Source organism: Pseudomonas sp. GW821-FHT02B10 (assembly GCF_059421865.1).
The window spans coordinates 97,768-112,692 of sequence record NZ_JBWKVU010000013.1; the positions used below are offsets into that span (position 1 = coordinate 97,768).

Sequence of the window (14,925 nt, forward strand, 5' to 3'; positions counted from 1 at the left end):
CCCTGGCGTTGTGCCGCAGTACGACTGTGAATCAGCGATTGATCAGGGCGAGCACCGCGTCGGTGACCTGCCGGGTGCTGGCCGTGCCGCCCAGGTCAGGCGTGTGCAGGCCGCTCTCGGTCACCGCCTCGATGGCCGACATCAGTTGCTTGGCCGCGGCCGCTTCACCCAGGTGTTCGAGCATCATCGCCGCCGTCCAGAAGGTCGCGATCGGGTTGGCCACGCCCTTGCCGGTGATGTCGAAGGCCGAGCCGTGGATCGGCTCGAACATCGAGGGAAAACGCCGCGCAGGGTTGAGGTTGGCGGTCGGGGCGATGCCCAGGCTGCCGGACAGCGCCGCGGCCAGGTCGGAGAGGATGTCGGCATGCAGGTTGGTGGCGACTATCACGTCCAGGGTCGCCGGCTTCAGCACCATGCGCGTGGTCACCGCGTCCACCAGCTCCTTGTCGACCCTGACGTCCGGGAAGTCCCGGGCGACCTCATAGAAGATCTCATCCCACAGCACCATGCCATGGCGCTGGGCGTTGGACTTGGTGACCAGGGTCAGGTGCTTGCGCGGACGGCTTTGCGCCAGCTCGAAGGCAAAACGGTGAATGCGCTCGACCCCGGCCCGGGTGAACACCGAAACCTCGGTCGCCACCTCTTCGGGCAAGCCGCGGTGCACCCGGCCGCCGTTGCCGGAGTACTCGCCCTCGGAGTTTTCCCGCACCACCACCCAGTCGATCTGCTCGCCGTTGTGCAACGGGCTTTTCACCCCAGGCAGCACCCGCGCCGGACGCACATTGGCGTACTGGTCGAAGCCCTGGCAGATCGGCAGGCGCAGGCCCCACAGGGAGATATGGTCCGGCACGTTGAGGGCGCCGACCGCGCCGAAGAAGATGGCGTCGAAGGTCTTCAGCTCCGCCAGGCCGCCTTCAGGAATGTAGTAGCCGTTTTTCAGGTAGTTGTCGGAGTTCCAGTCAAAGTGTTTGAAGTCCAGCTGGAAGGCCGACTTCTTCGCCAGCGCCTGCAACACCTCAACGCCCGCGGCGATCACTTCCACACCGATGCCATCACCCGGGATCGCGGCAATTGTGTATGCACTCATGGTCCACCCCTTTCTCGTTACCTTCTTGTTGTGCCTGTCGGACAAGGCTGTCCAGACAGGGTGTGGGCGGAGTATATGTAGTGAGAAAAGCCCCATGAGTTACTCAAAATCACTACATACATAACTTTGAGTTACCAATGAACCCGAGCCTCGACCTGTCGTTTTTCTACCTGCTGGCGAACAAGGGCAGCCTCGCCGCCACCGCCCGGGAGCTGGGCGTCACCCCGCCCGCGGTGAGCAAGCGCCTGTCCGCGCTGGAAGCCCGGCTGGGCATCCGCCTGGTCAACCGCACCACCCGCTCCATGAGCCTGACCACTGAAGGTGAGCTGTATTTCTCCCACGCGGCGCGCATCCTGACCCAGATCGACGAGGTCGAGCAGCTGCTCGGCAGCAGCCGGGCGACCCCCAAGGGCCTGATCCGGGTCAATGCCTCCCTGGGGTTCGGCCGGCGTTACATCGGCCCGGCCCTGGCCGCGTTCTTCGCGCGCTACCCCGAGGTGGAAATCCAGCTGGAAATCAGCGACCACCCGCTGGACCTGGCGACCCACGGCTTCGACCTGGGCATCCGTTTCGGCAGCCTGCCGGACGCGGCCTTCCATGCGCGCAAGATCGCCTCCAACCGCCGCCTGTTATGCGCCTCGCCGCTGTACCTGCAAAAGCATGGCGTGCCGCAACGCCTGGCGGACCTGCAGCAGCACAACTGCATCTTCCTGCGCCAGAACGAGACGCCCTACGGGGTGTGGAGCTTTACCAACGGCGGGCGCACGCAGAACGTCAAGGTCCGCGGTGCCCTGGGCTGCAACGACGGCGAGGTGGCCCTGAACTGGGCCCTGGAAGGTTATGGCATCCTGCTGCGGGCCGAATGGGACATCGCCCGTTACGTGCGCAGCGGCCGCCTGCGCCTGGTGCTGGAAGACCAGACGCCGACCCGCGCCGACGTCTACGCGGTCTACCCGCAACAGCTGCATTTGTCGGCGCGGGTGCGCAGCCTGATCGACTTCCTGGTGGAGCGCTTCAAGCACATCGACAACCTCGACGAGCCGGGGTCGCCGCCCACCCTGCCGTAGGAGCGAGCGGGCGGCGATCCGACGTGTCCACGATGGCCGCGAGGCGGAATGTCTTTACCACCGAGTTATCGTTCATCGCGTGCCAGGCCCCACTCTCTCCCTCGCGCCTACAGAAGCTATACGCCTCCATGCCTTTCATATGGACCGCATCAACCTGATCTCTGCCTCCGTGCTACTGATCATCCTGGCAAACCGTGCCGGGATATGCGCGCTCACCAACCCCGCCTTCACCACGCCAGGATAACGACAGACCACGACGTCTTGCTCCGCTTGCTTGAGCAGCAATGTCCATTGCACCGGGGTGCCATCAGCCCATTCCGTCTGGGCCTTGAACAGCGGCGAACCTTCGGCATAGCCAACATGAAAATCGGCCGGCATGGGGCCACCCGGAAAGGTCCGTGCCTGCATGAAACCGAACATCGAATCATGCTGCATGAGGCTCTGCCGCGCGTAAGGCCAGACGTGCTGGCGCAGGAAATACTGGTCCGCGAAGTGCCGCGACTCGACAGCGGCGCCGAAGAACGCTTGCGTCAATTGCTGCAATGGCGGTAAAGCGCCGGCCACCATACCCCACAACCCCGCCAGCATCAGCTCGGTATGGGTGCCGCTGTCGCGCATGCAGTGGAACCGGCAATCGCTGTGCAGCCACTCCTCCACCGCCTCGGCTTCCCGGATCGAAATCACCGAGTCGGCATCGCGGAACAGCACTCGGTGCAGGTGCTCATCCTGCAACGCGAGAAACCGCCACATCGGGCCGGGCCAGCCATGGGCCTGCTCATCGACAGGCACGATTTGCGCGCCGGCCACGGTCAGTCTTTCGACCACGCTCGGCGGCACGCTGTCGTCGATGTAAAAGCGACACGTCCAGTGCGGATAGATCTTCGGCTGCTCAATCACGTTAAGCACTGCCGTTTCGCAATACTTGGAGTCGGCACCGAATAACGAGAACGCAATGACGTTCTTATCCTGGGTTTGTGTGGAAGGTAAAGGCGGCATTTCCGGTGCCGCATGGGGCGCCGCTGGCGTCATGCCGAAACGCTGATCCCGCAGTTGCAAGGCCATCAAGCCGTACTTCCTGACGTCTTCCCATTGCCGCAACGCACCATGACCATGGGACAAGGCGTCGAACAATGCAAAACTGCGGCCTCCACGCGCCAGTGCCTGTTCGGCATAACCCACTGCCTGCTGCCAACGCTCGAGCTTCAGGCAGTTGACCGCCGCATCGGTCCAGGCCTGGATCAGTTCGGGCGCCATGCGGATCGCTTGCTGGCAGACATTGAGCGCCTCTTCGTAGCGCCCTTGCTGATGCAGGGCCTTGGCGCGCGTGCCCGCGGTTTCGATCAATAGCTGCGCCGAATTGCGGATCGCCGGAATAGCGGACTTTCGAGTTCTTTTTTTAGCCATGACAAGCTCCTTGCCGGGCTGACCCAAGGCCAGCCCGGTGCGCAAAAAGGTAGTGGGGTACAACGCGGCTCTTAACGTTCGCGCAAGGCTTCGCGAGCTCTGTTAAGCGGCTTGACCAGGTACTCCCAAACGGTTTTGCCGCCGGTGTGGATGTCCACGGTGGAGATCATCCCGGGAAAGATCGGGAAGGCTTCGCCGCTTTTGTTGAACAGCGAATCGCTTTGGGTGCGGACAAAGACCCGGTAGTAATAGACATCGCGTTTGACATCGTCCTGGATGGTGTCTGGCGAGATGGTCACCACCTCGCCTTCCAGGCCGCCGTAAATGGCGTAGTCATAGGCGCTGATCTTCACCGTGGCCCGCTGGCCCGGATGCAGGAAAGCGACGTCCCGCGGCGAGATCCGCGCCTCGACCAGCAACTGATCCTCGATCGGCACGATCACCATCAGTCGTCCGTTCGGTGGAATGACGCCACCGACGGTATTGACCTCGATATCCTTCACGACGCCGCGCACCGGCGACACCACCGTCAGGCGCGACAGCATGTCGGCACGCCCGCGGGTCACCGATTGCTGGGCTTCGACTTCGCCGTTGGCCTTGGCCAGTTCTTCGCGCGAACGCACCAGGTATTGGGTGCGCGTATCGTTGGCCTTCATTTCCAGTTCGTTGGCCTGACGCTTGAGGCGCAGGACTTCGACGTTGCTGGCCGCGCCCATTTTCGCCAGGCGCTCGGTCATCGCCAGCTCGCGCCTGACCAGCGCCAGGGCTTCCTGGATGCCCGCCAGGCTCTTGGCCAGGCTGTCCTTGCGCGACTTGAACAGCGCCGTTTCCGAACGCACCAGGGCCGGGTCTTCCATGACGTAGTCGGGAAACGTCAGCTCGCTACCTTCCACTTCCGCCCGCAAGCGGCTAGCCGTTGCCAGGGCGGCGCGGGCCCGGGAAGAACTTTCATCCACCGACGACTCGGAACGGGTGCGGTCCAGTTGCGCAAGCACTTGCCCGGCCTGCACCACGTCGCCTTCCTTGACGTTGAGTTGCGCCACGATCCCGCCTTCCAGGGATTGAATGACCTGCTCGCGCGAGCTGGGAATCACTTTCCCGGTGCCGCTGGAGACCTCGTCGAGGGTGAAGCAGTACGCCCAGACCAGCAGCAAGGCGAGACCGGCGAAGGTCAGCCAGACGAACCACGACGCCCGCGGAAGCCGGCTGTGGGCTTCGAACAGATCCGGACGGGTCAGGCTGAAGTTGATCGGGTTCAGGCGATCGGATGAAGGTAATTTGATGTTCATAATCTCTCCCGTTCGGCGATCAGGCAGCGGATGCGCGCGGTTTGCTCATCTGGCTGATGACGATGTGTTTGGTGTCGTCCAGGACGATCCGGCCCTTGTCCACGGCGATGATGCGGTCCACCCATTTCAGGACGGCCGGCCGGTGGGTGGCGACGATCAGCGTGCGGCCTTCGAGCCACGGCAGCAGCTTTTCAATCAGCTGCTGCTCGCTGAGTTCGTCGAGCCAGGCGGTCGGCTCGTCCAGCAGCAGCACGCGGGGGTTGCGGATCAGCGTGCGGGCCAGCAAGAGCATTTGCCGCTGGCCGCCGGACAAGCCCTTGCCGCCCTCGCGGATCATGTGATCCAGGCCATCGGGCAACGACTGCACCAGCGACAGCGCGCCACTCAAGGTCAGTGCCTGGATGATCTCGTCGTCAGTGGCCATGGGTTTGCCCATGATGATGTTGTCGCGCAGCGAGCCGAAGAACAGCGATGCCTGTTGGCTGAGGAAGCCCACGTCACGGCGCACGTCATACGGATCGATCATCGACAGGTTCAATGAGTCCAGCAGCACGTTGCCTTCCTGGGGCGCCTGCAAGCCGGACAACAGGTGCAGCAGGGTCGACTTGCCGGCGCCGTTGCGACCCAGGATCGCCACTTTCTCGCCGGCCTTGATCGTCAGGCCGGGGATCTCCAGCGCCGGCTGCTTCTGCTCCTGCTCGTAGCGGAACTTCACGCCCTCGAAGCGGTAGTCGCCGTGGATGACCGGACGGTGCAGCATCTTGCCGTGCAGGGGCTGGTCGACCGGGCGCCTCATCAACTCGTCCAGGCCTTCGCGGGCGACCTTGGCCTGCTGCCAGCGCGCCATGACGCCCGACAATTGCGCCAGGGGCGCAATCATCCGCGACGACAGGATCGAGGCACCGATCAAGGCGCCGGTGGTCATGTCGCCGCTGATGACCATGAAGCAGCCCACCAGGATCACCAACACATAGACCAGCGATTGCAGTTCCTGGGTCCAGGTCATCAACGCACCGGTGATGAAGCGCTGGCGCATGCTGATGTCGGCCGACACCTGGTTGAGGTGGTTCCACTGGGTCTGGAAGCGCTGCTCGGCACGCAGCAGCTTGATGTCTTCGTTGCCCTGGACGGCCTCGATCAGCATCGCGTTGCGAAGCGAAGCTTCGCGCATGCCTTCCTTGGAGTATCTGGCCAACCAGCGCTGGGCCAGCAGGCCGGGAATGATCAGCAATGGCAGGATCGCCAGCGGCACCAAGGCCATCATCCCGCCGACGTACCACAGCACGCCGAGGAACAGGAAGAAGAACGGCAGGTCCGCCATGGCGTTCACGGTGGTGGAGGTGATCAGCTCGCGCACCTGCTCCAGCTCGCGGATCTGCGAAATGAAGGAGCCGGTGGATTTCGACTGATCCTGGGTGCGGATGCGCAGCGCATGGCCAAAGACCCGGTCGGAAATCCGCAGGTCGGCGCGCTTGCCGATCTTGTCGGTCAGATGGGTCCGCGACAGGCGCATGCAGAACTCGAAAACGATGGCGATGACCACCCCGCCGAACAGCACCCACAGGGTCGGCTCGGACTGGGCGGGAATCACCCGGTCGTAGATCTGCATCGAGAACAGCATGGCGCCCAGGGCCAGGACGTTGGCGATCAGCGAGGCCAGCATCACATCGGAGTACCGCCGCCAGTCGTGCAGCGCCAGTTTCCAGAACCAGTTGGCCTCGAAGGGCTTGATGTAGTCGTCGACCCGCGCATCGGGCGTCGACACTTCAGGGCGCAACAGCAAGACCCGTTGTATCCGGGCGCAGACCTCGGCTACCGGCAAAGCCTGCAATACGCCCTGCTCGCCGCTCAGGCGCACGCCGACGAACTGGCCGTTGTCGACACTTTCGATGACGCCGACCTGGCCGTTGTCGAACTCGGCCACCACCGGCAGCCGCCAGGGGTCCAGGATGCCTTTGCCGGGTTTCTCGAAACACAGCGACATGCCCATGTCGCGCGCCATTTGCTTGAGCTGGACGTCGGCCGGGTGGTCGGCTTGCCAGTCGAGCATGACGCGCACGCGCTCCGTCGAAGTCTCCAGCCGATAATGCCGGGCCACTTGCAGCATGGCGTCCAGCCAGGGGTTCGCTACATCCGCTGTAGAGCTTGCAGGGGCAACGGTTGAATGAGTGGTCATGACGAAGCTCCCATCAGGGCGAATACGTTGCGCATATGGCCGGTGGCGTTGATGTAGTTCACCTGGGCCAGCCAGAGGTCGTGGCGGGAGTTTTCCCGGTCGGTCTGGGCCTGGAAGATTTCCTGTTCGGCGTTCAACAGATCGAGCAAGGAGCGCGTACCGAGCGCCAGGTATTGCTGCTCGTACAGCGCACGGGTATCGACCATGCTTTTGTAGCGGTCACCCAGTACCTTGATCCGGCTCGACAGCCCGGCCATTTGTTCTTGCAGGCGGAACCAGGCGTTCTGCGCCTCGAGCTTGCGGGTATGGATGCGCTCTTCGGCGGCACGGACCGCCTGGCCCGCCCCGCGAATCCGCGCCGACGGCGCGCCGCCATCGAACAGGCTGTGCTTGACGCTGACAGTCAAGGTGTAGGCGTACTCGTCCCGGCCCGAGGGGACATTGCCCAGGTACTTGTCGACGCCCGCATCCAGGGACACGGTCGGCTTGGCATTAGCCTTGGCCTGGCTGGCCTGCGCCTGGGCGACACTCCATTCGGCTTCGGCCTGCTGCACGCCAATGGTCATTTCCAGATCGGGCTCAATGGTTGCCAGGGCCTGGACCAAACGACTCTCGGGCACCGCGATGTCATTGAGCGGTTCCTGGCCTATCAGGATGCGCAGCTTGCTACGTTGCTGGCTCAGCTGAGTCTGGCTGGCGAGCAGCGAGGCTTCGGCCGCCTCGACCCGAGATTGCGCCTGGATCAGGTCGGCCTGGGTGCTGGCCCCTTCGCTGACCCGGCGCGCAGCCAGTTGCTGCAGTTTTTCCAGTTGCTCTTTTTGCGCTTGCGCGGCATTGACCAGCGCTTCGTAGCGACGCACCTCGATCACCGCCTCGGCGGCCTGCAGGGCAATGTCGTCGATCTCGCCCTGCCATTTCACCTGTTGCAACACCACGTTGGACTCGGCCTCGGTGACCGCGCCACCGACCTTGCCGAAGTCGTACAGCATCTGGCTGGCGGTGAGCGACAGTGCCTGCCCGTTGCTGCCGAAACTCTGCCGCCCGGAACTGATGCCCACGTCCACTTTCGGCAGGTAGCCGGCCCGGGCGACGTCGATGCCTTCACGGCGTTGCTCGAGGACCGAAGCCGCATCACGGATCGATGGGTAACGGTTGACCGCCAGCGAGACGACTTGCCATAGATCGCCAGCTGGCGCCGGAGCCAGGTTGGCCGAGGAGGCCGGCAGGTTTATGGCCTTGCCGTCCATTGCCGGCAAGCTGTCATAGGAAAAAGGATTGCGCTTGCCTGCGGCGCCCGGCTGCTTTGCTGCAGGTTGTGCGAGTACCGGTTGAGCCGGCCGCGAGGTTGGCGCTGCAGAAGTGCTTACGGTTTCGCATTGCGGGTTGCAGACAATGCGTTTCTGCCCAGCGGGGCGAGGTGAGGTATCAGCAACCACCTGTTCGGAAAAACCCAGCAAGGCGATCGACGAGACAACGGTGATCAGGCCCGCTCTCCAATATTTGTGACTCATTTTTGGTAGACCTCCATGAAGCAAGGTCTTCATGGTAAGAACACCACACCGCGGGATCTGTAGGGTAAACCCTAAAGCGAAAACGGCCCGATCGGTGAGCCGCTGGGCTCACCCGGGAACACCCTCCCGCTCTCGGGGCAAAAAAAAACGCAGACTCACGTCTGCGTTTTTCTCAAGCCAACCCGCCTGCGCCCGGTCCATCGAGCGCAGGTGGGCTTTTTCACATCACACCACCAACTGGTGGTTTTGCAGCAGGGTCAACAGGTCGGTCTTGACATCGACCAGCGTCGCGACGGAGCTGTAGCCGAACTGGGCACCGGCACCGTCACGATCGACGCTGATGACCGTGTCGTTACCCACGACTTCCACCTTCAGGTAGTCCTGCAACTCGGTCGAGGCGCTGTCCAGCTTGGTCACGCCCTGGTCCTGATACAGCCCTGCCGTGCCTTGGTAGCCCAGCAGTTCGCTGACATCGATGACGTCGGCATTACCGTCGGTAAGCACATTGCCTACGTGGAAGCTGTAGATCTGATCGCTACCATTACCACCGGTGGCATTGCTGGCGTCCAACACCTTGTACAGCAGCGTGTCATTACCGCCATTGGTGAGGTAGATCACATCATTGCCCGCGCCGCCTTCGATCCGGTTGTTGGCCGAACTGTCGGTGATGCTGTCGGAGAACGCACTGCCGACGATGCCCTCGATGCTGATCAGGTTGTCCGTCCCCATGCCGATCGCCACGCCCGACTCCAGGTTGATCTGCATGAACTGGGTGGCACGACTGTAGTCGACCACATCCATGCCCTGCGTCGCGCTCCAGGTCTGGGTGCCGTCCATGGCGGTGTTCCAGCCCCCACCACCATTGATGGTGTCGTTGCCTTCGGAACCGAAGAAGGTGTCGTTGTAACCGGTCCCGACCAGCCCCGACTCACCGATGGTGTCGTTGACCGCGGTGGTCGACTCCGCCGTCAGCACATAAGCATCATGTGCGGCCCCCGTAGTCAGCCCGCCCCAGTTCAGGTTCACCGTGCCGTTGACATAGTTTTGCTGATAGGTCGAGGCCCCCACATGGCTGATGGCGCCGTTTTCAGTGCGCAACAGCTGCACCGAGTACGTCTCGCTGGCATCCAGGCCGTAGAAGTTCACCAGCCCCTGGCTGTTGCTCGACGCCGAGGACTGCGGGTTGATGACTTGAGTCGCAACCAGATCCCCGGCCGAGTTGTACAGCTTGACGGTGTTGCCGTAGAACACGTTCAGACCGTTCTTGTCCAGGATGCGGAGGTGCAGGCTGGTGCCGTCGGCCACCACGTTTTCGTTCCTGACCAGGATCGACGTGGCGGACTTCTCATCCAGGCCGGCACTGGTGCTACCGGCGCGGTACATGATCAGGTCGACCGCGCCGTCCCAGTCATAGTCCACTGCGGTTGCACCGGTGATGTTGTCGTAAGCCGTCGTACCGCTGAGGGACTGTCCGGTACCGCTCCAGACGTTGTTGCCCTGGTTCAGGTACACCGTAGGCGAACCTGTCTGGGCAGCGCTATCAGTCGCATTGCGACGTGGCACCTCGATAACGTCCATCTGCCCGTCGTGGTTCCAGTCCACGGCGAACGAGGCACCGCCGTCCATGCTGTCGCCGAACTTCAGCGACTGCTCGTTCTGGGCCATCCCCAACCAGTTACCGTTGGCATCGTTGCCGAGGTTGAGGTAGATACGGCTTTCGTCGGTATCGGTCGCACGGTCACTTCCCAGGCTGCGGCTGATGAACAGATCCAGATAGCCGTCGCCGTTGAAGTCCGCCCAGGTCATGGAGATTGGCAGGTTACTGCTGTCGACGGTGCTGTCACGACGGAACACGCCACCCTGGTTATAGGTGGAGGCGATGCTGCCGTCTGCGTTGCTCAGCTGGACCGACAGGCCTTTGGTCCAGTCATAGCCCGAGTGACCGGCCAGCTCCACGGTACCGTTGTTGTTGACGTCGACCGCACTGATTTCGTGAGCGAAATTGGTGCCGCCGTTTTCCATCGTGTAGTTCAGCGTCCCCTTGTCGTTGGTGACCTTGACGTATGCACTGTCGTTGGAGCCGGCAAATGCGAAGTCCAGGTATCCGTCACCTTGAGCGTCGTAGGCCACCACGCCGCCTACATGGGTTTCGGTACCGTTGGCACCCACCCCCAAAACGCCGCCCCAGCCCAAAGCCAGCGATGTACCCGTGTAAGTACCGTCGCTGTTTTGGGTCCACAGTGCGGTATTGCGGGTACTGCTGCTGGTCTGGCTCATGACGTCCTGCAAGCCATCGCGGTTGTAGTCGGCAAAGACAGCTTGGCTGATAACCCCGCCGAAGTCGTGATTGTTGACCCCGGTCGGTTCCGCCAGGTAAGTGGCTGTGTAGGTTTGATTATCATCGCCGCTGTAGACATAGCCGGCGTTAGCCGCTGCCCCGTTGCTCTGCGACATCGAACTCTGGAAGAACGACCAGGTGCCGTCTTCGTTGACCGTCACCGCGGCGGCGTTCAAACCATACTGCGCACCGCTGGCGGTTCCGCCCCAGGTCGTCTGCTGCAACCGGCTGCCGGCGGTAGTTGCATCGCTGGCCGTGACCTGCACCAGCTCGCTGAGGTTGGAGCGGTTGCCGGCGGCATCCCAGACGACGAAGCCGATGGAGTGATTGCCTTTGCTCAGCGAGGCGTCGATTTTCCAATCGCCCTGCGCATCCGCCGTGGCATAGCCCAGGATCTTGTCGAGCCCTTCGCTGTACACGCCGTCCTTGTTGCTGTCTTCGACCAGCGCAATGAGCGCACCGGACTCGACACGACCATGGACATCGCTGGCGAACGACAATGCAGCGCCGCTGGTAACGGCCGCAGCCACGACCGGAGCGACGGTGACGGGTTCCGGTGCGTCCAGGTCCACGACCACGGTGTAGTCGGCGAAGCTGGTGCCCGTGGCGACGTTACCGGCGGTGTCGACCAGTTGCATTTTCACGTTCAGCGTCTGGCTCTGGGCGAACTCAGGCAGCGTGTACGTCCACAGCGAACCGCTGGAGGACAGCACGGTGACCCAGCTCTGGCCATTATCGAACGAAACTTGCAGGTTCTGCGTCGCTTGCAGCGAGACGTTCAGCGTGCCAGACACAGTGACCGTGGTGTCACGGGTGACCATGTCGCTGTTGGTCGCGCTTTCGGCGGTGCTGTGGCCGTTGCTGACGCCGGCGGCGGTATCGGTGGCGACGACGAAGGTCGAGGTCATGCCGTTGGCGCTGAGACCGACCGTGTCGATGATCAGGACCTGGCTGCTGATGGTGCCACGGTTGCCCGCCGCATCCACCACCCGGGCCTGGACGATGTAGGTGTCATCGGCCAACACGCGGTCGGTCATGTCCAGGCTCCACTTGCCGTTCTCCATGACCGCCATTTCCCAGGTATTGCCACCGTTGAGGCTGACTTCGACCCGATCGGTGTCCTCGGCGGCGGCGCTCAGGGAGCCGTTAATCACCAGACGATTGTCGTTGGTGATGAAGTCGCTCGGACTGGCACCACGGTCTTCGGTAATCGACTCGATCAGCGCGGAAGCCGCAGGCGCCGTGGTGTCGAACGTGACTTCCTGGCTGGCGCTATCCACCACTGCGCCGCCGGCCGCAACCACGCGAGCCTGATAGACGACGACAGAATCGCCATGCACGGTCGGATCCTCGAAGATCCAGGTCGTGCCGGTAGTGGCGGCATTGGCCCAGGTCAGGCCGCCGTCGCTGGACACCTGAACCCGTGCCCCGGTCGGCAGTTCCTGGCTCAGTGTGCCCTTGACGGCAATGCTGGTGGCGCTGGTGATGAAGTCGCCCACTACACCCGAGTCCGGGGTGATATCAGTGATGTTCAGGCCGATGCCGATACCGGTATCGATGACCACCGCCTGCGAGGCTTGCGAGCCGACGTTGCCGGCAGCGTCGATGACCCGTATCTGGTAGTTGTGCAGGCCGTCGGTCAGTACTCGGGCATCGTCATAACGCCAGTTGAGGTCGCTCACGACCACATCGGACCAGGTGCTACCGTCGTTGATGCTGATCTGCACCTTCTCGTTGGCGCCCAGCGCCGTGGACAGCGTGCCGAACAGGGTCAGCGACGTATCGGAGGTGATGAAATCACCCGGCACGTCGGTGTCCTGATCGATGGCAGTGATCTGCACGATGGCGGTTGGCGCGATGGTGTCGACAGTGAACGACACCGCCGCGCTGGCCACGCTTTCGTTGCCGGCCGCATCCGACTGTGTGGCGGTCAGGCTGTGAGCGCCCTGCGCCAGCGGCGTCGAAGGCGTGAAGCTCCAGGCGCCCTCGGCGGACACCGTCACGCTGCCCAGCAAGGTGCCATTGTCGTAGACCTTGACCACTTCACCCGCATTGCCGCTGCCGCTCAGGGTCGGGGTGGTGTCATCGGTGAAACCGTTCTGCGCCAGTTGCCCCTGGTACACACCCACGTCATCGAACGCACCGGATACCACGGGTGCGGACGGCGCAGTCAGGTCGATGTCCAGCATGAAATCTGCCGAGCCTTCGGTACCGGCAGCATTGCGCGCTACGGCGGTATAAGTGTGCAAGCCTTCGGCCTGTATCGGCAGCTCCATGCTCCAGTTGCCGGACGCATCGGCAGTCACACTACCCAGGACCTTGCCAGCCTCGCTGACGGTGACCAGAGCACCAGCGGTTGCCGTGCCAACCAATGTCGGCGTGGCGTCGTCGGTCAGGCCGCGGCTGGCGATATCCCCCTGGATGCTGCCGACGTTGTCGATGGCCTTGACGATGCTGACCACCACTTCACCGGTTTCGACGCTGAAGTTGAGTGCCTCGCTGGCAACGCTGGTATTACCCGCCTTGTCCGTGAGGGTCGCAGTGATTGCATGGGCACCACCGGCCAACGCGGCAGATGCGGTGTAACTCCAGTTGCCGCTGGCATCGACCGTGGTCGAACCGATGACGACACCGTTGTCGTAGAGCTTGACCAGCGCCCCGCTCTCCGCACCGCTGCCACTGAAGGTCGGGATGGCATCGTCGGTGACGCCGTTCTGGGCGATCGGACCTACCTGTGCTCCTTGATCGTCGGTCGCGACGACCCGCACAGGCTGAGTCGGCGCCTGGGTGTCCAAAGTGACCGAATATTCGCCAGTCATCGGGCTCAGTTGCCCGGCCAGATCGGAGGCCTGCGCGGTGATGTTTTTCACGCCATCCGCGCCCAGATCCGCAGTGGTCAGGCTCCAGTTGCCACTGGCGTCGACCATGACAGAGCCGACAACAGCCCCGTTGACGAACACAGTGACCAGCGTTTGTGCCGCGCCGGTACCGGTGATGGTCAAGGTGTTATCGTCGGTGCTGTCGCCTTTCTGCAAGGCGCCGGTGACCGTGCCGACATCGTCCAGCACTTGAGTGATGGCCGGTGCCGCCGGGGCGTCCCCGGCCAGAGTGAAGTCCCAGGCCGCAGTCTTGTCGCTGACATTACCCGCAGCGTCCACAGCCTCGGCCACGAAACTGTGCTCACCCGCGGTCAGTGGCAGTGTCGGTACGAAGCTCCAGTGACCAGAGGCATCCACGGCGGCGCTGCCGATCAGCACACCGTTGTCATAGATCTTGACCAGGGTCGCATCGTCAGGCGCGAACGAGCCTTTGAACTCCGGTTGTGCATCGTCAGTGACATCGCCACGGGCGATGGTGCCGGTGATTGTGCCAACGTTATCCACCAGATCCAACGAGCCTTCCTCGATGACCGGTGCGGTCTGATCGCTTGGAGCGGTCTGCGTGGCTTCGCTGATATTGCCAGCCGCATCGGTAATAGTGATCGAGCCTGCTTCGCCCGGTTGCAGTGGGTTCGGCACGAACGACCAGTTGCCGTTTTCATCGACAACGGTGGTCACGGTGCTGCCATCGGCCAGTTCAACGGTCACAGTGCCACCGGCTTCGCCGGTGCCGCTCAGACCTGCTTCATTGTTCTGGTCAACGGCAGGCGCCGCAGGCGGGGTCTGGTCGCTGGAACCGGTGTTCACCGCTTCGCTGGTGTTGCCCGCCGGGTCGATGACGGTGATCGAACCTTCCTCACCCGGTTGCAGTGGGTTCGGCACGAACGACCAGTTGCCGTTTTCATCGATAACGGTAGTGACGGTGCTGCCATCCGGCAGTTCGACGACCACGGTGCTGCCAGACTCGCCGGTACCGCTGATGCCATCGCCATTGTTCTGGTCAACGGTCGGCGCTGCTGGTGGAGTCTGGTCGCTGGAACCGGTGTTCACCGCCTCGCTGGCGTTGCCAGCCGGGTCGATGACGGTGATCGAACCTTCCTCACCCGGTTGCAGTGGGTTCGGCACGAACGACCAGTTGCCGTTTTCATCGATAACGGTAGTGACGGTGCTGCCG

7 protein-coding genes are annotated in these 14,925 nt (G+C 62.9%); 1 reads left to right on the forward strand and 6 read right to left on the reverse strand.

Annotation, left to right across the window (positions count from 1 at the left end; translation table 11 throughout):
• Positions 1–31: 31 nt before the first annotated feature.
• Positions 32–1,087, reverse strand: coding sequence for a tartrate dehydrogenase (locus AC07VU_RS24440; RefSeq protein ID WP_007924955.1), 1,056 nt, complete (start codon positions 1,085–1,087; stop codon positions 32–34).
• 137 nt (positions 1,088–1,224) lie between these two features.
• On the opposite strand from AC07VU_RS24440, the gene AC07VU_RS24445 reads away from it, so the two are divergent.
• On the forward strand, positions 1,225–2,154 hold the full coding sequence (locus AC07VU_RS24445) for a LysR family transcriptional regulator (RefSeq protein WP_053260624.1): 930 nt from the start codon (positions 1,225–1,227) through the stop codon (positions 2,152–2,154).
• A 135-nt stretch (positions 2,155–2,289) separates the two neighbouring features.
• On the opposite strand, the gene AC07VU_RS24450 is transcribed toward AC07VU_RS24445, so the two are convergent.
• From AC07VU_RS24450 to AC07VU_RS24470, 5 genes are all read right to left on the reverse strand, one after another.
• Positions 2,290–3,621, reverse strand: a complete 1,332-nt coding sequence (locus tag AC07VU_RS24450) for a tetratricopeptide repeat protein (RefSeq protein ID WP_495030633.1) — start codon at positions 3,619–3,621, stop codon at positions 2,290–2,292.
• An 8-nt stretch (positions 3,622–3,629) separates the two neighbouring features.
• Positions 3,630–4,847, reverse strand: a complete 1,218-nt coding sequence (locus tag AC07VU_RS24455) for a beta-barrel domain-containing protein (RefSeq protein ID WP_053260622.1) — start codon at positions 4,845–4,847, stop codon at positions 3,630–3,632.
• 19 nt (positions 4,848–4,866) lie between these two features.
• The gene (locus AC07VU_RS24460; RefSeq protein ID WP_150050267.1) at positions 4,867–7,023 is read right to left on the reverse strand and encodes a type I secretion system permease/ATPase; all 2,157 of its coding nucleotides are present in this window, start codon (positions 7,021–7,023) and stop codon (positions 4,867–4,869) included.
• Entirely contained in the window at positions 7,020–8,534 is a 1,515-nt protein-coding gene (locus AC07VU_RS24465; protein WP_150050265.1) for a TolC family outer membrane protein, read from the reverse strand. The genes AC07VU_RS24460 and AC07VU_RS24465 overlap by 4 nt, the downstream gene beginning before the upstream one ends.
• Positions 8,535–8,759: 225 nt before the next feature.
• Positions 8,760–14,925, reverse strand: a 6,166-nt coding sequence (locus tag AC07VU_RS24470; protein ID WP_495030634.1) for an Ig-like domain-containing protein, incomplete at its 5' end; no start/stop codon positions are given.